Source organism: Actinomadura viridis, from assembly GCF_015751755.1.
Classification (GTDB): domain Bacteria; phylum Actinomycetota; class Actinomycetes; order Streptosporangiales; family Streptosporangiaceae; genus Spirillospora; species Spirillospora viridis.
In genome coordinates, this window is the sequence record NZ_JADOUA010000001.1 from 2,565,154 (window position 1) to 2,585,003 (window position 19,850).

Annotated in this window: 21 protein-coding genes; 12 read left to right on the forward strand and 9 right to left on the reverse strand. The window is 74.2% G+C overall.

The genetic code is table 11. The features are described 5' to 3' along the window. Positions 1-86 precede the first annotated feature (86 nt). The gene (locus IW256_RS11455; RefSeq protein WP_197010935.1) at positions 87-1,181 is read left to right on the forward strand and encodes a baeRF3 domain-containing protein; all 1,095 of its coding nucleotides are present in this window, start codon (positions 87-89) and stop codon (positions 1,179-1,181) included. Here IW256_RS11455 and IW256_RS11460 read toward each other — a convergent pair. Next, the gene (locus IW256_RS11460) at positions 1,168-2,955 is read right to left on the reverse strand and encodes a hypothetical protein (protein ID WP_197010936.1); all 1,788 of its coding nucleotides are present in this window, start codon (positions 2,953-2,955) and stop codon (positions 1,168-1,170) included. The two genes, IW256_RS11455 and IW256_RS11460, sit on opposite strands and share 14 nt — an antisense overlap. 101 nt (positions 2,956-3,056) lie before the next feature. Between IW256_RS11460 and IW256_RS11465 the strand changes: the two genes are divergently transcribed. The 3 genes from IW256_RS11465 to IW256_RS11475 all read left to right on the forward strand — a co-directional run bounded on the left by IW256_RS11465 (position 3,057) and on the right by IW256_RS11475 (position 5,841). After that, positions 3,057-3,731, forward strand: coding sequence for a response regulator transcription factor (locus tag IW256_RS11465; RefSeq protein ID WP_197010937.1), 675 nt, complete (start codon positions 3,057-3,059; stop codon positions 3,729-3,731). A 47-nt stretch (positions 3,732-3,778) separates the two neighbouring features. Further along, the gene (locus tag IW256_RS11470) at positions 3,779-5,200 is read left to right on the forward strand and encodes a sensor histidine kinase (RefSeq protein ID WP_197016252.1); all 1,422 of its coding nucleotides are present in this window, start codon (positions 3,779-3,781) and stop codon (positions 5,198-5,200) included. Between the two features lie 71 nt (positions 5,201-5,271). Next, the gene (locus tag IW256_RS11475) at positions 5,272-5,841 is read left to right on the forward strand and encodes a hypothetical protein (protein WP_197010938.1); all 570 of its coding nucleotides are present in this window, start codon (positions 5,272-5,274) and stop codon (positions 5,839-5,841) included. Here the strand turns inward: IW256_RS11475 and IW256_RS11480 are convergent. From IW256_RS11480 to IW256_RS11490, 3 genes are all read right to left on the reverse strand, one after another. Next, positions 5,828-6,544, reverse strand: a complete 717-nt coding sequence (locus IW256_RS11480) for a metal-dependent hydrolase (protein WP_197010939.1) — start codon at positions 6,542-6,544, stop codon at positions 5,828-5,830. The genes IW256_RS11475 and IW256_RS11480 overlap by 14 nt on opposite strands. Positions 6,545-6,751: 207 nt before the next feature. Then, positions 6,752-7,609 carry an IucA/IucC family C-terminal-domain containing protein gene (locus IW256_RS11485; protein WP_197010940.1) on the reverse strand — a complete coding sequence of 286 codons (858 nt, stop codon included), beginning with the start codon at positions 7,607-7,609 and terminating at the stop codon, positions 6,752-6,754. Next, the gene (locus IW256_RS11490; RefSeq protein ID WP_197010941.1) at positions 7,606-8,589 is read right to left on the reverse strand and encodes an ABC transporter substrate-binding protein; all 984 of its coding nucleotides are present in this window, start codon (positions 8,587-8,589) and stop codon (positions 7,606-7,608) included. Before IW256_RS11490 ends, IW256_RS11485 begins: the two co-directional genes overlap by 4 nt. A 110-nt stretch (positions 8,590-8,699) precedes the next feature. On the opposite strand from IW256_RS11490, the gene IW256_RS11495 reads away from it, so the two are divergent. From IW256_RS11495 to IW256_RS11505, 3 genes are read left to right on the forward strand one after another with little or no spacing between them, the layout of a single operon-like run. Beyond that, positions 8,700-9,755: a FecCD family ABC transporter permease gene (locus IW256_RS11495; protein WP_307828846.1), complete on the forward strand. Its 1,056-nt coding sequence runs from the start codon at positions 8,700-8,702 to the stop codon at positions 9,753-9,755. Continuing rightward, positions 9,752-10,876, forward strand: a complete 1,125-nt coding sequence (locus IW256_RS11500; protein ID WP_307828847.1) for a FecCD family ABC transporter permease — start codon at positions 9,752-9,754, stop codon at positions 10,874-10,876. Before IW256_RS11495 ends, IW256_RS11500 begins: the two co-directional genes overlap by 4 nt. After that, positions 10,873-11,739 carry an ABC transporter ATP-binding protein gene (locus tag IW256_RS11505; RefSeq protein ID WP_197010942.1) on the forward strand — a complete coding sequence of 289 codons (867 nt, stop codon included), beginning with the start codon at positions 10,873-10,875 and terminating at the stop codon, positions 11,737-11,739. Before IW256_RS11500 ends, IW256_RS11505 begins: the two co-directional genes overlap by 4 nt. Here IW256_RS11505 and IW256_RS11510 read toward each other — a convergent pair. The 3 genes from IW256_RS11510 to map all read right to left on the reverse strand — a co-directional run bounded on the left by IW256_RS11510 (position 11,724) and on the right by map (position 14,391). Continuing rightward, entirely contained in the window at positions 11,724-12,731 is a 1,008-nt protein-coding gene (locus IW256_RS11510) for a DNA polymerase ligase N-terminal domain-containing protein (RefSeq protein ID WP_197010943.1), read from the reverse strand. The genes IW256_RS11505 and IW256_RS11510 overlap by 16 nt on opposite strands. 38 nt (positions 12,732-12,769) lie before the next feature. Beyond that, positions 12,770-13,417 carry a ComEA family DNA-binding protein gene (locus IW256_RS11515; RefSeq protein ID WP_231403747.1) on the reverse strand — a complete coding sequence of 216 codons (648 nt, stop codon included), beginning with the start codon at positions 13,415-13,417 and terminating at the stop codon, positions 12,770-12,772. A gap of 122 nt (positions 13,418-13,539) precedes the next feature. After that, positions 13,540-14,391, reverse strand: a complete 852-nt coding sequence (gene map, locus IW256_RS11520) for a type I methionyl aminopeptidase (protein WP_197010945.1) — start codon at positions 14,389-14,391, stop codon at positions 13,540-13,542. Between the two features lie 68 nt (positions 14,392-14,459). Between map and IW256_RS11525 the strand changes: the two genes are divergently transcribed. Continuing rightward, the gene (locus IW256_RS11525) at positions 14,460-14,633 is read left to right on the forward strand and encodes a hypothetical protein (protein WP_197010946.1); all 174 of its coding nucleotides are present in this window, start codon (positions 14,460-14,462) and stop codon (positions 14,631-14,633) included. A 125-nt stretch (positions 14,634-14,758) separates the two neighbouring features. Here IW256_RS11525 and IW256_RS11530 read toward each other — a convergent pair whose 3' ends face one another. Continuing rightward, positions 14,759-15,361, reverse strand: coding sequence for a hypothetical protein (locus IW256_RS11530; protein ID WP_231403748.1), 603 nt, complete (start codon positions 15,359-15,361; stop codon positions 14,759-14,761). A gap of 95 nt (positions 15,362-15,456) precedes the next feature. On the opposite strand from IW256_RS11530, the gene npdG reads away from it, so the two are divergent. From npdG to IW256_RS11550, 4 genes are all read left to right on the forward strand, one after another. Next, positions 15,457-16,146 carry an NADPH-dependent F420 reductase gene (gene npdG / locus IW256_RS11535; RefSeq protein WP_197010947.1) on the forward strand — a complete coding sequence of 230 codons (690 nt, stop codon included), beginning with the start codon at positions 15,457-15,459 and terminating at the stop codon, positions 16,144-16,146. A 285-nt stretch (positions 16,147-16,431) separates the two neighbouring features. Next, positions 16,432-17,508, forward strand: a complete 1,077-nt coding sequence (locus IW256_RS11540) for a potassium channel family protein (RefSeq protein ID WP_307828848.1) — start codon at positions 16,432-16,434, stop codon at positions 17,506-17,508. An 88-nt stretch (positions 17,509-17,596) separates the two neighbouring features. Continuing rightward, complete coding sequence (locus IW256_RS11545) at positions 17,597-17,953, forward strand: hypothetical protein (protein WP_197010948.1); 357 nt, start codon at positions 17,597-17,599, stop codon at positions 17,951-17,953. Then, entirely contained in the window at positions 17,950-18,672 is a 723-nt protein-coding gene (locus IW256_RS11550) for a hypothetical protein (protein ID WP_197010949.1), read from the forward strand. Before IW256_RS11545 ends, IW256_RS11550 begins: the two co-directional genes overlap by 4 nt. Before the next feature lie 91 nt (positions 18,673-18,763). Here the strand turns inward: IW256_RS11550 and panB are convergent, their stop codons facing one another. Further along, positions 18,764-19,648 (reverse strand): 3-methyl-2-oxobutanoate hydroxymethyltransferase, encoded by an 885-nt coding sequence (gene panB, locus IW256_RS11555; RefSeq protein WP_197010950.1) that lies wholly within the window; start codon positions 19,646-19,648, stop codon positions 18,764-18,766. Between the last annotated feature and the right edge of the window lie 202 nt (positions 19,649-19,850).

Sequence of the window (19,850 nt, forward strand, 5' to 3'; positions counted from 1 at the left end):
CACGATTCTCAAACCCGTCTTACTCATGATTTACCACCGGTTCGTTACAAAAGAGGCAGCAGACCAGTCCGTCCGATCGGGGGATCATGGACGCCGTCACCCTGTCCGAACTGCGCAAGCCGCGTGCCTACCCGTCGGTGTCGGTGGTGATGCCGACCTCCCGCCGCACTCCCGCCAACCGCGAGGACCCCATCCGCCTGCGCAACCTGCTCGCCGAAGTGCGACGCCGGCTGCGCGAGGACTCCCGGGTGGCCGCGGACACGGCGGAGGAGGTGGTCCGGGGCCTGGAACGGGCGGCCGACGAGCTCGACCCGCGCCAGGGGGCCGACGGCCTGGTGCTGCTGGCGGCCCCGGGCGGCGAGCGGCACGCGTTCATGATCGACCAGCCGGTGGACGAACGCGTCATCGTCGACTCCGGCTTCGCCACCCGCGACCTGGTCGCCGCCCACACCCGTACCCGGCGCTACTGGCTCCTGGTGCTCTCCGACCACCACACCCGGCTGTGGGACGGGCGCGGCGGCGAGCTGACCGAGGTCACCCGGCACGGCTTCCCGGTGGTGCCCGAGCCGCTCGACGAGGTGAGCGAGGGCGGCCGCAAGTCGCCGTGGGGCGGGCACGCCGACGAGCGGCACCGCCAGCTGCTGCGCGGCGTCATGGCCGACCTCGACGCCGTCCTGGCCCGCGACCGGCGGCCCGTGATCGTCGCGGGCGTCACCCGGCACCAGGCGTTCTTCGACGAGCTGGCCGGGCCGAAGGTGACCGTGGCCGGCCGTATCGACGGCAGCTACGAGAACGCCTCGGCCGGCGCCTTGGCCGAGCTGGCGCGTCCGGTCCTGCAGGCGTACGAGGACCTGCGGGAGGTGGCGGTCCTGGCCGAGCTGGAGGCCGCCCGCGGCCTGCACCGCTACGCCGGCGGCCTGCAGGAGGTCATGCGCCTGGTCGAGGAGGGGCGCGGCGAGCACCTGGTGGTCGAGCGCGGCTACTACTCCCCGGCGGTCAGGGGCGAGGGCGAGGCCGTCCCGGTCGAGGGCCCGGCCGGCTCCCTCAAGGGGGACGGCGTCGTGGACGACGTGGTGGACGACATCATCGAGACCGTGCTGGAGTACGGCGGCGAGGTGACGTTCGTCTCCGACGGCTTCCTGGTCGACCACGACCGCATCGCCCTGGTCACCCGCTTCTGAGGCGCGGTCCCGGGCAGGCCGGGTCGTACCAGGCGACCCAGCGGGCGTCCCATGCCGCGCCCTCGCGGGCCCGCCAGCCGGCGGGGCGGGCGGGCCAGGTCGCCGCCACGGGCGTGCCCGCGGGCCGGTCCACGACGACGGTGCACACCCCCGGCCCCGGCGCCTGGCGGCGGACGTCGATACGGCCCATGCGCGTCCAGTCCACCGGGAAGAGCAGCTTCACCCTCACCTGCCAGTTCAGCGCCCGGTCGAGGGCGACCGCGCCGTGCCGGGACGCGGCGGGCAGGGGGTCGGGCGGCGTGACCCGTTCGGGAGCCGGTCCCAAGGCGAACGCCAGCGCGGCCACGTTGATCGCGACCAGGCCCGCCGCCACCGCCGGGACGGGAGCCCGCCGCAGGGCGCGCAGCAGCAGGAGCCCGCCGAGCAGGCCCAGTGCCGCGAACGAGGCCGTGCCCAGGTGCAGCGCCGTCCGGTCGGCGGTCAGGAAGGACGTCTCGGGGAAGTCGAAGCCGATGTGGGCGTGCGTGCGCAGCCGTTCACCCGCGTACACCTTCACCCAGGCCCCCGCCGCCGCGGTCGTGGCGGCGGCTCCCAGGACGTACGGCAGGGCCCGCCGGACGCCCGCCCGCGTGAGGACGGCGAGCCCGGCGAGGGTGTGGACGAGCGCCAGGCACGCCAGGTAGCGGCCGTAGGCGAAGTTGCCCACGCGATGCTCGTCGGGAAGGGCGGCCGACGACGCGTAGGCGATGCCGAGGGTGACCGCCAGGAGCACGGCCGCCATGACGCGCGTCTCGGCCCGGGTCCGGCGGCGGAACGCGGCCGCCGCCACGGCCACCAGCCCGACGCCCGCGAGCCCCCAGGTCGCGACGACCAGGTACCAGAGCTGTCCCGCCGTTCCCGACAGCGCCCACGCCTGCCCGTCCAGGGTCGTCAGGCGCCCGGTGAGCAGGCCCGCCAGGTCCCGGCCGCCGTCCGGGTAGAACGTCGCGCGCGCCGCGGAGTTGAGCCGGGACGCGACCGAATAGCCCGCGCACGTCACGGCGAGGCCGGTCAGCGCCGCGATGCGCGCTCCCGCCGTACCCGTACGGCGCCCGGCGGCGGCGCCTGGGCGGGCCGCCAGGTAGAGCATCGTGAGGCCGTGGACGCACAACAGCACCGAACCGCGCGAGTGCACGAGGTAGGCGTAGGACGCCAGGAGCCCCGCCCCGGCCGCCGCGTGCGCCCCGCCGCGCCTCACGCAGCGGTCCAGTGCCAGGAGCCAGCCGAGGACGATCACGGGCAGGACCGCGTCCGCCAGCGCGAACGCGCCGAAGAAGGTCGTCGCCGGCAGCAGCGCCGCCGCCCACGCCAGCGGCAGCGCGGCGCGCACCGGCAGCCCGAGCCGGCGCAGCGCGAGGTGCCCGAGGGGGAACAGCGCCGCGCCGATCAGCGCGTTGACGATCATCACCAGCGTGTAGACGGCCGCCGGGTCGCCGCCCGCCCAGTGCGCCGGAGCCAGCAGCAGCGGGTATCCGGGCTGGTAGAAGGTGTGGCCGGACAGGTCGCCCCCGGGCCCGCCGGCGAGCCACCGGGCGGCGGCGAGGTAGCCGGACTCGTCCGGGTCGGCGACCGGGCCCGTGCGGGCGCGGGCGAACCACAGGCGGACGCCCGCCTGGGCCGCCCACCCGGTGAGGAGCAGCCAGGGCAGGGCGGCCCCGCGGCGCCCCGGCCGCACGGCCCGTCCCGGTACGGGCGGGGACGGCCGGGGGCGGGGCGGAGAGATCACGAGCGACATGGGCCCCACCGTGGCGGCGGGCTGTTGTGATCATGTCCGCGCGATGTCCGGATCCTGTGACATTCCGGCCGGTCGACGGCCGGCGCCCCGATAATGACCGGGTGGCGACCATCCTCTTCGTCGACGACGACCCCTCCGCGCGGGCCGCGCTGGAGATGGCGCTCTCCCGCCAGGGGCACCGGGTGACCTCCCGGGCCACCGGCGAGGAGGGCCTGGAGGCGCTGCGCGCCCGGCGCCCGGAGATCGCCGTGCTGGACGTCATGCTGCCCGGCCTGGACGGCATCGAGGTGTGCCGCCGGATCCGCCGGGACGACACCCTGCCCGTCATCCTGCTCACCGCCCGCGGGGACGACCTGGACGTCGTCCTCGGCCTGGAGGCGGGCGCGGACGACTACGTGGTCAAACCGGTGGAGCCCCGGGTGCTGGACGCCCGCATCCGCGCCGTGCTGCGCCGGGCCGAGAACTCCCACCCGGACCGTTCCGTGCACGGCGACCTGGTGATCGACCGGGCCGCCCTGAAGGTGACCCGGCGCGGGCGCGACATCCGGCTGACCCCGACCGAGCTGCGGCTGCTGCTGGAGCTGACCCGCCGGCCGGGCCGCGCGATGACCCGCCAGCACCTGCTGGCGGCGGTCTGGGAGCACACCCACGCGGGCGACTCGCGCCTGGTGGACGCCTGCGTCCAGCGCGTCCGGGCCAAGATCGAGGACGAGCCGGCCGAACCGCGCCTCATCGAGACCGTCCGCGGCTTCGGTTACCGTTTCGCGGCGCCGTGAGGGCACCGGGCCGGTGGCCGCGCCCGTTCACGGGGCTGCGCGTGCGCATGGTCGCCGCCTTCACCGCGGTGGCGCTGCTGGCCTCGGCCCTGGCCTCCGGCATCGCCTACGTCCTGGTGCGCCGGGCGATGCTGGAGCGCACGCAGGAGGCCGTGCTGACCGACGTCCGCGAGGCCCTGCGGCGGCTGGTGCCGCCCCAGCTGCCGCCGGACGCGAACCTGACGGTCGCCGCGGACCTGGAGCAGGCGCTGCGCTCCGCCGACGGGCGGGTCCGCGCGTACGCGGTGCCGCTGCCCCTCGACCGGGACGTCCCCCCGCCGCCCCCGGGCCGGCTGCACGTGACGCCCGGCCACGAGTTCACCCGCAGGGCGACCCACGGCATGGTCTTCCAGCGCGTCACCCACCGAGGCCGCCCGTACCTGCTGGTCGGCGCGTTCGTGACCGGCTATGTGACTACGGCCGACGAACCCGCCCGCACCACGCCGCCGGTGCTGCTGGTCTCGGTGAGCCTGGAACGGGAGGCCGCCGACCTGCGCTCCTTCACCCGGTCGGTGCTGGCGGCCGACGCCGCGGCGCTGGCGGCGGCGCTGGCGGCGGCCCTGGTCGCCACCCGGGGCCTGCTGCGCCCGGTCCGGCGGCTCGGGCACGCGGCCCGGGCCCTGGGCGCCGGACGGCTGGAGTCCCGGGTGCCGGTCCGCGGCCGGGACGAGCTGGCCGATCTCGCCCGGACCTTCAACCGGACGGCCGAGGCCCTGGAGCGCACCGTGACCGAGCTGCGCACCATGGAGGCCGCGTCCCGCAGGTTCGTGGCCGACGTCTCGCACGAGCTGCGCACCCCGCTCACCGCCATGATCGCCGTCACCGACGTGCTGGCCGAGGAGCCCGCCGAGGGGGCGCACGGCACCGCGTCCAGGCTCGTCGTCGAGGAGACCCGGCGGCTGGCGCGGCTGGTGGAGCACCTGGTCGAGATCAGCCGCTTCGACGCGGGCGCGGCGTCCCTCGTCCTGGACGACGTCGCGGTGGGGGAGACCGTCGCGGCCTCGTTGTCGGCCCGCGGCCTCCGGGACCGCGTGGAGCTGGACGGTCCGGGCGACCTGATGGCGCGGCTGGACCCGCGCAGGTTCGACGTCATCGTGGCCAACCTGGCGGGCAACGCGCTGCGGCACGGACGGCCGCCGGTGACCGTGCGCTACGGCCCCGACCGGCGCGCGGGCCGTCCCGGCCTCGTGCTCACCGTCACCGACCGGGGGCCGGGGATTCCCGAGGGCCTCATGACGGCGGTCTTCGACCGGTTCGTCAAGGCGGAGGCGGCGCGGACCCGCAGCGACGGCAGCGGCCTCGGCCTGTCGATCGCGCGGGAGAACGCCCTGCTGCACGGCGGCACGCTGGAGGCGGCGAACGTCCCGGACGGGGGCGCGTCGTTCACCCTGTGGCTGCCGGACGCGGGGGAACGGGAGGAGGAGGCGTGAGCGGGCGGGGCAAGAGGACAAGGGGCGTGATGGAGAGGCGTGCGAGGCCGTGCGCCGGTCTCCTGACGGCGATGCTGGCGGTCACCGCGGTCATCGGGGCCTCCGGCTGCGGGGTCCGGCCCACCGGGATCGTCGGCGCGGGGAGCGTGCCCGTCCCCGCCGCCCGCACCGGCCCGGTGACGGTGTACCTGCTGAGAGACGGCGAACTGGTGCCGTCCGTGCGCCCCGGGCTTCCGGGCCACCCGTACCACGCAGTCACGCAGCTCGGCGTGCCCATCACGGCGGCGGAACGCCGCCGCAGCATGACCACGGCCGTGCTCCCCGGATCGATCGAGGTCCGGGCGGCGAACGCATGGTCCCCGGCGCAGGTGACGGAGGGGCGGGAGGACGAGCTCTACGTGGATTTCGCGATAGGCGGGATAGCCGTGACGAGGGATGAGAGCGGGGCCGTGACCGCGGTCAGGGGCCGCTGGTCGCGGCTGGCCCTGGCCCAGGTGGCGTGCACGGCGGAGGCCATCCCCGGGGTCACGGGCGTGCGCGTCATAGGGATGTACAACCCGGCGAGAACGGACTGGGCCCGGGTGGGCTGCTCCCTGTTCCGGGACCTGTACGGCCCGGAACTGCGTTCTACCCGCGGGTGAGCCAGTCGGCGGCGATGTCGCCCAGGACCGAGCGGATGGTCAGGATCGCGACGCCCACGGTGAGCAGCGGGGTGATCACCCACCGCTCGACCTTGCCATCGGTCTTCGGGATCACCGGGACGATGACGCGCCACTTCATGGGCCAGAAGACCGGGCAGCCGCGCGGTGTCAGGCAGTCGCCCACCACGTGCGCCATGCAGCCCAGGAACACCGCGAACCCGACGAAGCTCATGTCCAGGTCGTGCATCAGGTAGACGGCGAACAGCGCGACCAGGCAGTCCGCGATCGCCGACTGCGGCTCCTTGCCCTCGAAGTCCAGGCCGATGCCGCGCAGGCCGAACCCGACGATGACGAACAGCGCGACCCACCAGCCGTACACGAAGTGGGTGGCCAGGAGGTCCATCGTCACGCCCATGAGCGCGGCGAAGAAGATGGAGTGGGTGGCCTGCCGGTGCCCGCCGGAGATCTTGCCGACCCACTTGCACAGGTGCTTGGTGATGGGGCCGTAGGTGTTGGCGATGCGGCCGTTGTGGTGGTCGATGTCGGGCAGCAGGGCCGCGCCCGCGCAGACCACCGCGCCCGCGATCAGCTGGTGCGGGGTCAGGGAGATCGCGTGCTCACCGAGCAACCGCTCCTGGCTGAGAAGGGGGACGGCCCCCAGCCACACCAGCGCGCCACTGAGGGCGTGCGTCTGCCCCATCATGTGCGGTTCTCCCTGCTATCCACTTGTGGTTCCGGCACCGATCCGGCACGGCCGGCCAATCCCGATCGTCCTCCTCGCGGGACTCTAACCCCCGAAGATCACTTCTCGGGGGCGGCGCGCCGATGGCGCCTTTCGTCCCATTGGATTAGGTACGGGCCGATCTGGTTCCCGGCGGGCGGGAGATGGCCGCCGGAGGCCACCGGACCGCTAGGACCGGCGGATCAGGCAGCAGGACGGGCACGGGGACCGGTCCGGCAGCGACGCCCACAGGCAGCAGGTGCGGCGCCGCACTCCCGGCGGCTCGCCGGACGGCTCGACCAGGCCGGCGACGGGCGGGCCGAGCCCGTCCAGCAGGTCCCGGACGGCCCCGGCGGCGCCGGGCAGCGCCGAACCGTGCCCGTAGAGCGGGGCGGCGAGCGACTCGGCCACCGAGCCCCAGAGCCCGCGCTCCCCGGTCCGGGTCCGCGCGCGCAGCTCGCCGATCAGGGGCGCCAGATGGTCGCGGACCAGGACGCCGCGGACCAGGGCGAGCAGGGCCGCCTCGTCCGGGACGGTGACGGTGCCGGGAGCGCCGGCGCAGGGATCGCCGGCGGTGACCGCCAGCCGCGCCTCGCGCAGTCCCACGACCACGAAGGGGGCCTCGTCCAGCGGGCGGACCACGGTGTCGCGCGCGGACATCAGCGGGACGCGCCGGTTGAGGGTCCAGCCCAGGGTGACCGGGAGCGAGACCCAGTACGCGTACGCCTTCCAGGCGAGCGCGGCGGCGACGTGCGGGGGCGCGTCGTAGCGGTTCGCGGTGCCGGTGACGAGCGTCTCCCACAGGCGCGGGTCGGTGGCGGGCAGGAAACCGCCCCCGGCACCGGTCGCGGGCTCGTCCTCGGGCTCGTCCTCGGGCTCGTCCTCGGGACCGGTCGCGGTGCCGGCGTGCAGGCCGGGGAGCACGCCCAGCGGGTACGCGGCGTCCGCCTCGCGCAGCAAGGCGGTGAGAGGGTGGGCCGCCCCGGCCACCGGTCCGGTGGCCGGGGCGGTGCGCTCGCCGCCCGCGGTGCTCGCCAGGGCCGTCATGCCGCCCGTGCCGGGTCGACCTCGTAGAACTTCGCCAGGTCGTCCAGCAGGGTGTGGGCGCCCTGCAGCCCGACCGCGCTCATCCAGATCAGGTCCCGCACCTCGTGCTTCTCGCCCTTCAGGCGCCCCCACAGCGGGTTGTTCTTGAACTTGGTCTGGACCTGCGTGGACTTGCCCGCCTCATCGGGATAGGTGGCGATGTAGATCTGATCGGCGTCCATGTCCTTGATCCGCTCCTCGCTCAGGTCCACCGCGATCTCCTCGCTGGTGGGCTGGCCCTGCGGGCGGGGGAAGCCCACGTCCTTGAGGACGATCCCGGAGTAGCTGGACTCGGTGTAGAGGCGGACGGTCGGCTCGTCGGTGAAGCGCACCACCGAGACGGTCGGGAGCGCGCCGTCGTTCTTCTTCTTGATCTCCGAGCCGATGGTGCCGGCGCGGGTCCCGTACTCCTTGAGCCGCTGCTCGGCGAGCTGCTCCCTGCCCAGGGCGCGCCCGGTCAGCCGCAGCGTCTCCTTCCAGATGCCACCGGTGGTCTCGCTGAAGACGGTCGGGGCGATCTGGGAGAGCTTGCCGTACAGCGCCTCGTGCCGGACCTTGGCCGACAGGATCAGGTCGGGCTTGAGCGCGCTGATCTTCTCCAGGCTGGGCTCGGCGAGCGTGCCCACGGTCTGCGCCCGCGACCCGTGCTCGCGCCCGGCCTCGCCCAGGTAGTCGGGGAGCTTCTCGCTGATCGACCGGTACGTCGTGTAGCCGTACACGTCGGCGTCGAGGCTGATCGCGGCGTCCACGAACGCCATGTCGAGCGCGACGATCCGCTTCGGCTCCTTGAAGATCTTGGTGGTGCCCATCGCGTGCTGGACGGTGCGCAGCGGGGTCCCGCCCTCGTCGGCGCCGGAGGAACCGCAGGCCGTCAGGCCGAGGGCGGACAGTGCGACGGCGGCGATCCCGGTGGCCGCGCGCCGGAGCGGCGACATCCTCATCTAGGATTCCTTCTCAGTTAGGTAAGCCTTGCCTGGATTAGGCGAGGCTTACCTAATCACACTCTGATCTGCGGAGGAAAGAGGGGCCCCGGTGAGCGAGCGGTGATGGTGTGGTGACGGGGGCGGCCCGGCCGGGCGCCCTCCCCTCCGCCGGGAGCGTGCTGGACGCCGCGCGGCGGCACCGCGCGGCGGTGCTGCTCGGGCTGGTCCTGCTCACCGCGCTGGCGGCACTGGCCAGCCTCGTCATCGGCGCCCGCCACGTCCCGGCCGGCGCCGTCTGGGGAGCGATCGTCTCCCCGTCCGGCACCGAGGACGACATCGTCGTCCGCTCCCTGCGCCTGCCGCGCACCGCGTTCGGCCTGCTGGCCGGGACCGCGCTCGGCGTCGCCGGGGCGCTGACCCAGGGCCACACCCGCAACCCGCTGGCCGACCCGGGGCTGCTCGGCGTCACCCAGGGCGCGGCGTTCGCGATGGTGCTGAGCATCTTCACGCTCGGGGTCACCGGCGTGCGCACCTACATCTGGTTCGGGTTCGCCGGGGCGCTGCTGGCCAGCGTCCTGGTCTTCGCGCTCGGCGGCGCCGGCCGGGGCGGGGCCACACCGCTCACCCTCGCCCTCGCGGGCGCCGCGGTGACCGCGTTCCTGCACGGCCTGGTGGCCGGGCTGGTGCTCATCGACCAGCAGGCCATGGACACCTACCGCTTCTGGCAGGCCGGGGCGCTGGCGGGCCGCGACGCCGGCGTGCTGCCCGCGCTGCTGCCGTTCGTGCTGGCCGGGCTGGTCCTGGCGATGGTGAACGCGCCCGCCCTGAACGCCCTGGCGCTCGGCGAGGACGTGGCCCGCTCGCTGGGGCACCGGATCCGGCTCGCCCGTGCCGTCGGCATCACCGCGATCACCCTGCTCACCGGGGCGGCCGTGGCCGCCTGCGGGGCGCTGGCGTTCCTCGGCCTGATCGTCCCGCACCTGGCCCGCGCGCTCTCCGGCCCCGACCATCGCTGGCTGCTGCCGTTCTCCGGGCTCCTGGGCGCGGCGCTGCTGCTGGCCGCGGACGTGACCGGGCGGCTGGTGGCCCGCCCCGGCGAGGTGGAGGTGGGCATCATGCTCGCGCTGATCGGCGGGCCGTTCTTCATCGCGCTGGTCCGGCGCCGGAAGCCGGTGCGGCTGTGAGCGCCCCGGCGGCGAGGACCGCGCCGGCCGCGGAGACCGCGGAGACCGCGGGGAAGGCGGGCGGGACGGGCGGGCCGCGCGCGCTGCGGGCGGGCCGGGTGTCGTTCCGGGTACGGCCGCGCGCCGTGCTGGTGGTGCCCGCCGGGCTCGCCGTCCTGGCCCTGCTGATGGCGGTCGACATCGGGCGCGGCGACTTCCCGATCGGGGTCGGCGACGTCGTCCGCGCGCTGCTCGGCGATCCGGAGCACAGGTTCGTGGTGATGGAGCTGCGGCTGCCGCGCGTGCTCACCGGGGCGCTCGTCGGCGCCGCGTTCGGCCTGGCCGGCGCGCTCACCCAGTCGATCACCCGGAACCCGCTGGCCAGCCCGGACACCCTGGGCATCAGCCAGGCGGCCAGCGTGGTGGTGGCCGCGATCACCGTCGCCACCGGCAGCGCCGCCGGGGGAGCGGGCGGCGCGCTGGCCTCCGTCGGCATCCCGTTCGCGGCCCTGGCCGGCGGGCTGGCCGGCGGCGTGCTGGTCTACCTGCTGGCCTGGCGGCAGGGGCTGGACGGCTACCGGCTGGTGCTGGTCGGCATCGGGTTCGCCGGGGTCGCCGCCAATGTCAAGTGGTGGCTGCTGGCCCTGGGCGACGTCAACGACGCAGGCCGGGCCATGGCCTGGATCACCGGCAGCCTGAACGCCCGCGGCTGGGAGCACGTCCGCCCGGTCGCGCTGGCGCTGGCGGTGCTGGTGCCGCTCGTCCTCATCGGCGCGTTCGCGCTCGGCACGCTGCGGCTGGGCGACGAACCGGCCCGGGGCCTGGGGCTGCGCGTGAACCTGGACCGTTCCCTGCTGATCCTGGCGGCCATCGTCCTCGCCTCCATCGCCACCGCCGCGGCCGGGCCGATCGAGTTCGTCGCCCTGGCCGCCCCGCAGATCGCGCTGCGCCTCGCCGGCACCGGGCAGCCCCCGCTGGTGGGCTCGACGGTCACCGGGGCCGCGCTGACCGTCGGCGCCGACGTGATCGCCCGCACCGCGTTCGGCGCCGTGGAACTGCCCGTCGGCGTCGTCACCGCGGTGCTCGGCGCGCCCCTCCTGCTCTACCTGCTCGTACGATCCCGGCGAAAGGCGACCCTGTGACCCCCTCACCGGAACCGGCCCCGGCCGCGCCCCCGTCCCTGGAGGCGCGCGGGCTGCGGCTCGGGTACGGCGACCGGCTGATCGTGGACGGCCTGTCGCTCGACCTCACCGGCGCGGGCATCACCGCGATCATCGGCCCCAACGGCTGCGGCAAGTCCACCCTGCTGCGCGGCCTGGGCCGGCTGCTGCGCCCCCGCGGCGGCCAGGTCGTCCTGGACGGCGCCGACATCGCCCGGCTGCCGCCCCGGGAGGTGGCCCGGCGGATGGCGGTGCTGCCCCAGGCCCCGCAGGCCCCCGAGGGCCTCACCGTCGCCGACCTGGTGGCGCGCGGCCGGCACCCCCACCAGGCGTGGTACCGCCAGTGGTCGGCCGGCGACGAGGAGATCGTGAACGCGGCGCTGGCCAGGACCGACATGCTGGAGTACGCCGGCCGGCCGCTGGAGGAGCTGTCGGGCGGCCAGCGCCAGCGGGTGTGGATCTCGATGGCCCTGGCCCAGGACACCGGTCTCCTGCTGCTGGACGAGCCGACCACCTACCTCGACCTGGCCCACCAGGTGGAGGTGCTGGAGCTGGTGCGGCGGCTGCACGCCGAGGACGGACGCACCGTCGTCATGGTCCTGCACGACCTCAACCTCGCGGCCCGCTACGCCCGGCGGCTCGTGGCGATGCGCGACGGCGCGGTCGTCGCCCAGGGCGAACCGGCCGAGGTCCTGACCGAGGAACTCCTGGAGGAGGTCTTCGGGCTCCCCGCACGGGTGATCGAGGACCCGGTGACCGGCGCGCCCCTGGTCATCCCGCTGGGCTCGCACGCGCCGGCCCGCGCCGGGGACGCGGCGGGCACCGGCGCTCAGACGGGCAGGTGACGCCAGGCGCCGGACCGTTCCCCCGGCTCGTACGGCGAGTCCAGCCGCTTGGCGAGGATCCCCGGCAGCCCCTGTTCCCGCGCCGCCTCCCGCACGGCACCGGCCTCGCCCGGATACCAGGGCGAGGTCTGCCAGCGCGCCCCGTTCAGCTCCAGTCCGTCCAGCAGCTCGCGCCGCCGCCGGTACGGGACGTCCAGCAGCGAGCGTCCGTCCAGGTACAGCAGGTCGGCGAGCAGGTAGGTCTCCCGTCCCTCCACCTCGGCCACCTCGCCGTCCAGGACGGCGGGCCGGGACCCCAGCGCCCGCCCGAGCCGGGACCCCAGCCCCGCCGGGCCCCCGGCGTCGCGGCCCGCGCCGTCGGTGAAGCGGGTCCGGCCGCCCTCGACGTACGCCAGCAGCCTCCGGCCGCCCCAGGCGAACTCGAACCCGTAGGCCTCGCGATCGCGGGGGAGGCGTGCGCGCTCCTCGGCGAACATGGGACGCAGCCGTTCGGGAAGTGGCTCGGCGTCGGGGTCGGCGGGCGGGTCCATGCGGTGGATCATCCAGTTGCGGCCCCCGGTCCGGAACAGCACGTACCGTCCCGACACCCGGGACCCGTGCAGGACCACCTTCACCTCCGAGCCGGACCACTTCTCGGTCTCGTAGGTGCCGCGGTCCCAGATCGTCATCCGCCCCGCGCCGTACTCGCCCTCGGGGATCTCGCCCTCGAACGCGGCGTACTCCAGGGGATGGTCCTCGGTGTGGACGGCCAGGTGGTCGGTCCTGGGGTCGGCGGGGACGCCCTTGGGCACGGCCCAGGACACCAGCACGCCGTCCCGTTCCAGCCGCAGGTCCCAGTGCAGGCTGCGGGCGTGGTGCTCCTGGATCACGAAGGTGTCACCGCCGCCCGGCTGCGGCGCCCCGCCGGGCGGGACCGGCTCGGGAGTCCGCTCCGGGGCACGTTTGCCCCGGTACTCCGCCAGCCGGTCCGCCGCGGTCTCGTCAACGGCCATCCCCGTGCCCTACCCGCCCGCGGCGGGAGAAGTCGGCCTCAGGGAATGAAGACCGCGTACTCCGACAGTTCCGGGGTGAGGGCCGGCGGCAGCCCGGCCACCGCCGACAGCTCCTCGGCGGACACGAACCCGCCCGTCTCGGCGCGGGCCCGCTCGATCCGGACCGCCAGCTCCGGGGTGACGCCCGGCAGCAGCGTCAGCGCCTCCGCCGGGGCGTGGTTGACGTCCACCAGCCCGCCGTCGTTGTACTGGCGCGGCAGGTCGGGACGGCCGATCCGCAGCTCGCGGGCCAGCGCGGGATCACCGGTGACCAGCGCCCGGGCCCGCTGGCGCAGCGCCCGGTCGCGGTGCACCCGTTCGATGGCCTTCTCGTTGTCGACCCCCGACAGCCCGTGCGGGTCGAACACCTTGCGCCGGATCAGGAACGCGTGCCCGCAGCCCACGATCGCCAGCAGGAAGATCAGCACGCCGACCGCCTGCCGGGTGCCGCCGACCTCCTTGTCGATGTCCGGCAGCAGGGTGAGCATCAGCAGGAACGCGCCGATGTAGGCGGCCGAGGCCACCATCAGGTGGGCGCTGCGCCGCCACAGCGCCGCCGCGGCGAAGGTGAACGGGGTCGCGTACCCGAGGGTCAGGAAGGGCAGGGCCGCCCAGGTCACGCTCATCGCCGCGCGACCGGGCGGCATGCTGTCCGAAGGGACTCGCGGTTCGTACGGCACCGGGGCTCTCATCGCAGCGCCCTCCCAGCCGGTCTGGGTGATGTGTGCTATTGATCCTTTTTGTACCCGTGAGCATGGTCACGGGAGGCTCAGGGAAGGGTCAGGATCTCGTGGCCGTCTTCGGTCACCAGCAGGGTGTGCTCGAACTGCGCGGTCCGCCTGCGGTCCTTGGTGACGACCGTCCAGCCGTCCTGCCAGTACTCGTACTCGTAGGTGCCGAGCGTGAGCATCGGCTCGATCGTGAAGGTCATCCCCGGCTCCATGACCGTGGTGGCCGCCGGGTCGTCGTAGTGCGGCACCACCAGGCCGGAGTGGAACGTGGTGCCGATCCCGTGGCCGGTGAAGTCGCGCACCACGCCGTAGCCGAACCGCCGGGCGTACGACTCGATCACCCGCCCGATCACGTTCAGCGCCCGCCCCGGGGCGACCGCGCGGATCCCGCGCATCATCGCCTCACGGGTCCGCTCCACCAGCAGCCGCGATTCCTCGTCGACGTCCCCGCACAGGAATGTGGCGTCGGTGTCACCGTGCACCCCGTCGACGAACGCGGTGATGTCGATGTTGATGATGTCCCCGTCGCGCAGCACCGTGTCGTCGGGGATGCCGTGGCAGATCACCTCGTTGATCGAGGTGCACAGCGACTTGGGGAACCCGCGGTAGCCCAGCGTCGAGGGGTAGGCGTCGTGCGCGAGCAGGAACTCGTGCCCGATGACGTCCAGCTCGTCGGTGGTCACCCCCGGCCGGATGTGCTTGCCCACCTCCTCCAGCGCCTGCGCCGCGATCCGTCCCGCGACCCGCATCCGTTCGATGGTCTCGGGCGACTTGACGTCGGGCTCGCCGGTCTTGGGACGCTTCTTTCCCACGTACTCCGGGCGCGGGATGTGCGCGGGAACCTTGCGCATGGGGGAGACGCGGCCGGGCCGGAGTAGTTGGGTCGTCATAGTGAGGGAGTGTAGTCAGCCCGTCCCGGGCACAGATCCCGAGGCGGCGACGAGAACGGAGGGATCCGATGAAGGATGACGGCGACTGGTGGTTCTGCCTGAAACACATGAAGGTGGAACACGGGGCCGGGTGCGCGAACAAGGACCGGATGGGGCCGTACGCCTCGGAAACGGACGCGGCGGGCGCCCTCGAACTGGCCCGCCGGCGCAACGAGACATGGAACAAACAGGACGACGACTGAGCGTCGCCCTCCGCTCCGCTCCAGGCGACGCTCAGTGTCACTGTGGGGGGCAACCCCCACACCCCCGACAAGTCAGAGACTGAGCGTCGCCCTCCGCTCCGCTGGCGCTCCGCTCCAGGCGACGCTCAGTCCACCGTCGGCCCGCTCACGGCCTCCAGCAGCCGGGCCAGCCGGCGGCGCAGCCCGCGGGGGCCCTTCGGGGGGTCCTCCTCGGCGCCCGCCGCCGCGCTGACCAGGTGCTGGGCGCCGTCGAAGGTCACCAGCCCGGTGTCGGGCGGGACGGTCAGCGCCTCGTGCGCCAGGCCCCGCAGCTCCCGGTCGCCGCCTTCCAGGGCCATGACGACGGCGCCGGTGCGGCGCGCGTCGTCCACCCGTTCCAGCAGCGGCACAGGGGCCTCGTCCTCGGCGACCACGAAGAGCGTCTCGCCCCGGCGCGCGGCCTCCAGCCGGTCCAGGCCCACCCGCAGATGAGCGGGCGCGTCCTCGGGCGGCGACCAGCGCACCAGCGTGGGGGACAGGCCGGGCAGGCCGCCCAGGCGGCTCTCGTCGTCGAGGTGGGCGGCCAGGTGCCAGGGATCCTCGGCCGGGGTGCCCACCAGCAGCAGACCGCCAGGCGTCCGCGCGTTGGTACGCAGCGCCCGCGCGAACTCGCCGGTGCGCTCCAGCCACCCGGTGGCGGACAGTACCTCGCGCAACATCGTCACCTGCTCGGCGTCCACGGTGTCCATGGTGCCCGATCCGGTGAGAGGTGCAGGGCGGTTTCCGGCATGTGGCGGGGGGTCCCTCCGATCCGCGCGCACGCGTACCTGGCAGACTCGGCGGCATGACAGAGGCGCAGAAGACCCCTTATGACCTTCCTGACGTGACCGGACTGACGATCGGCATCCTCGGCGGCACGGGAGACCAGGGGAAGGGGCTGGCCCGGCGGTTCGCGCTGGCCGGCCACCAGGTGATCATCGGGTCCCGCAAGGCCGAGCGCGCGCAGCAGGCGGCCGACGAACTGGACGAGGGGCTGCCGGTGCGCGGCGCGGAGAACCCGGTCGCCGCCGGGGAGGCCGACGTGGTCGTCGTGGCGGTGCCATGGGACGGCCACAAGGCCACGCTCGAGTCGCTGCGCGAGGAGCTGACCGGCAAGATCGTGGTCGACTGCGTGAACCCGCTGGGCTTCGACAAGCGCGGCGCGTTCCCCCTGCCGGTCGAGGAGGGCAGCGCCGCCCAGCAGGCCGCGGCCGTGCTGGAGGGCAGCCGGGTGGTCGCCGCGTTCCACCATGTCTCGGCCAAGTTGCTGCTGGACCCCGAGGTCGGCGAGATGGAGCTGGACGTGCTGGTGCTCGGTGACGACCGGGAGGCCACCGACCTGGTCCAGGCACTGGCCGGACGGATCCCCGGGATGCGCGGCATCTACGGCGGCCGCCTCCGCAACGCCGGCCAGGTCGAGGCGTTCACCGCGAACCTGATCTCGATGAACCGCCGCTACAAGGCCCATGCGGGGCTGCGGGTGACCGACGTCTGACCGGCGCCTGGAACGGAGCGCTAGCGGAGTGGAGGGTGTTGGTCGGACTGTTGTTGTCGGGGGTTGGGGGGTCGTCCCCCCGTGGTGGTTTGTCCGGCGCCTGGAACGGAGCGCTAGCGGAGTGGAGGGTGTTGGTCGGACTGTTGTTGTCGGGGGTTGGGGGGTCGTCCCCCCGTGGTGGTTTGTCCGGCGCCTGGAGCGGAGCGCTAGCGGAGTGGAGGGTGTTGGTCGGACTGTTGTTGTCGGGGGTTGGGGGGTCGTCCCCGTGAGGGGTTATGAGAGACCGTGATTCGGCAGGCAGAGGAGGGTACGGAGCGGGAGGCGCAGCGACCTCGGGTGCTGCTGCCTTCGACCCGGACCGGGCCGATGCGCGCGGTGCTCCGGCGGATCGGGATCGCCCTGGTCCTGCTCTTCGGGGTGGTCGCGGTCGTCTACCTGGACCGGGACGGCTACCGGGACAACGCCGGCGGGCCGCTGTCGCTGCTCGACTGCTTCTACTACGCGACCGTGACCGTCTCGACGACCGGCTACGGCGACATCACGCCGGTCAGCGAGACGGCGCGGCTGGTCAACATCGTCTTCGTCACTCCGGTGCGGGTGCTGTTCCTGATCGTCCTCGTGGGCACGACCCTGGAGGTGCTGGCGGAACGGACCCGCGCGGACTGGCGGCTGTCCCGCTGGAGGGCCCGGGTGCGCGACCACATCGTGGTGGCCGGCTACGGCACGAAAGGCCGTAGCGCCATCAAGACCCTGCTCAGCACGGGGGTCGAACGGGAGTCCATCGTGGTGGTGGACCCCGATCCGGGCATCGTCGCGGAGGCGGCCGAGGCCGGGCTGGCCGGGATCGTGGGGGACGCCACGCGCAGTTCGGTGCTGCGCCAGGCGGCGGTCGAGCGGGCCCGCGTGGTGGTGGTGGCCAGCGCCCGGGACGACACCTCGGTGCTCATCACCCTGACCGCCCGCCAGCTCAACCCGCAGGCCAAGATCCAGGCGGCGGTGCGCGAGTCGGAGAACGTCCCGCTGCTCCGGCAGAGCGGCGCCGACCATGTGATCACCTCGTCCGAGGCGGCCGGGCGGCTGCTCGGGGTCTCCACCAGCCAGCCCAACGTCAGCGAGGTCATCGAGGACCTGCTGGAACAGGGCAGCGGCCTGGACCTGGTGGAACGCGCGGTGCGGCCCGGCGAGGTGGGCGGTCCGCTCGGCGCGGTCCCCGAGCCCGCGCTCGCGGTGGTGCGCGGCGGCCGGACGCTGCCGTACGACGACGTGGCCTGCGCGCACCTGGAGCCGGGGGACCGGCTGATCGTGGCCCGGTCCCAGCGCCGGGGGGCGGGCGAGGCCGATACCGGCCGGAGCGGTGGCTGACGTTCGCGCGTCGAAGTGCTGACGCCGGGAGGAGACCCGCCGGCGGGGGCCCGCGTCGTATGATCAAAAGTTCACAGGGCAGGTGAAGATGAGGCAGATCCGGTCGGCAGACCCCTGGAGCACGTTCCTCAGCCCCTCCGGGAGGGACCCCGGCTCGCTCGCGGCGGCGCGCGCGCAGCCGTCCGGGCCGCGGCCGGACCGCCCCGGCCACGGTGACGCGCCGGACGACGCCGACCTGCCCGAGGCGTGCCGCCTGGTGCTGGGACGGCTGGGCGCCGCGGGCGGCGCGCTGACCCTGGAGCAGCTGCACCACGCCACCGGCCTGGGGTTGCTGGAGGTCGCCGACGCCGTGGAGAAGCTGCTGGACCGCGGGCTGGTCAGCGTGCGCCGGGAGGTCGACGAGCTGGTCCGGCTGACCGGCCCGGACGGCGGTCCGGCTGAATGATCGGTTACCTGGTCGCGGTCTCGCTCAGCTGCCTGGTCGGGGTCGCCGAGCTGATCAGCCGCTACCGGGACCGGCCGACCACCCTGGTCCGGGTGCCCAGCACGTGGGCGTACGTGCTGATCAACGGGGCGGCGGGCGCGGGCTCGCTGCTGTTGCTGCACACCTTCGACTGGCGGTTCGGGGTGAAGTCGCCGGAGGTGGCCGGGGCCACCCAGGTGCTGGTGGCCAGCCTGGGCTCCATGATGGTCTTCCGCAGCGCGGTCTTCACCGTCCGGGTCGGCGACGAGGACGTGGCGGTCGGGCCGAGCACGCTGCTGACCTCGCTGCTGGCCGCCGCCGACCGCGGGGTGGACCGGATGCAGGCCAAGACCCGGGCGCACGAGGCCGGCGAGATCATGCGCGGGGTCTCCTTCGCCAGGGCGAGGCTGGCGCTGCCCACGTACTGCCTCGGCCTGCTGCAGAACGTCTCCGCCGAGGACCAGGCCGATCTGCGGACCGCGGTGGACGCGCTGGCGGGCAGCGAGATGACGGACGCGCAGATGGCCCTCAACCTCGGGCTGCTGCTCATGAACGTGGCCGGGCCGGACGTGCTCAGCGCCGCCGTGCACACCCTCCGCGACGAGATCTCCGCGGACGGCGCCCGCCCGCAGGGCGTTCCCGCGCCGCGGGACGGGGCGGCGGGCGACGGGGCGGAGGCCCGCGCGGGGACGGCCCCGTAGCGGACGGCGCGAACGACCGCGAGGCCACACCGTGCCGGTGTGACCTCGCGATCGGGGGTGGTGTCCCGGATGGTCCTCGGGGCCGGTCGTGCTAGTGGTAGGTGTGCTCGGGGGCCGGGAAGACGCCGCCCACGACCTCGTCGGCGTAGCTGCGCGCGGCGTCGCCCAGGATGGTCGCCAGGTCGGCGTACTTCTTGACGAACTTGGCGGTGCGCGGGGTGAGCCCGGCCATGTCCTGCCAGACCAGGACCTGGGCGTCGGTGTGGTCGCCGGCGCCGATGCCGATGGTCGGGATCGACAGCGAGGCGGTGACCTTGGCGGCCAGGTCCTCGGGCACGCACTCCAGGACGACGGCGAACGCGCCGGCCGCCTCCAGCGCCTTGGCGTCGGCCATCAGCTCGTCGCCGGCCTGGCCGCGGCCCTGGACGCGGTAGCCGCCGAAGACGTTCACCGACTGCGGGGTGAGGCCGAGGTGGCCCATCACCGGGACGCCCGCGGCGACCATCGCCTCGGCCTGCGGCAGGACGCGGCGGCCGCCCTCCAGCTTGACGGCGTGGGCGCCGGTCTCCTTCAGGAAGCGGGTCGCGGTCGCCAGGGCCTCGGGGACGCCGGACTGGTACGAGCCGAACGGCAGGTCGGCCACGACCATGGCGCGCTTGGAGCCGCGTACCACGGCCGCGGTCAGCGGGATGAGGTCGTCGACGGTGACGGGGATGGTCGAGTCGTAGCCGTACACCACCATCGCGGCGGAGTCCCCGACCAGGAGCACGGGGATGCCGGCCTCGTCGAACACCCGCGCGGTGAGGGCGTCGTAGGCGGTGAGCATGGGCCACTTCTCGCGCCGCTCCTTGGCGGCGGCGATGTCGCGGACGGTGACCCGCCGTTCGCCCTTGCCGCCGTAGAGGACGGTCGGCTGGGCGTTCTGCTGGGTCTGGCCGGTCTTGTCTGGCCGGGCGGGGGCAGCGGAAGAAGACACGGTTACCTCCAGTCTCGAGGCGCCACGGTGGCGTACCCGGACGGAAACGATGATCCCACTGAGCCAACGATTCGGGTAGCCCCCAGAATTCCGTTCAGGGCGGCGCGGGGGCCCGCCGAGTTTACCGGCCATTTACGAAACGATACGGTTGCGTATCGCTGAGGCGGCGCCTAGGCTCGGAGGAGATTACGAGACGCATCCG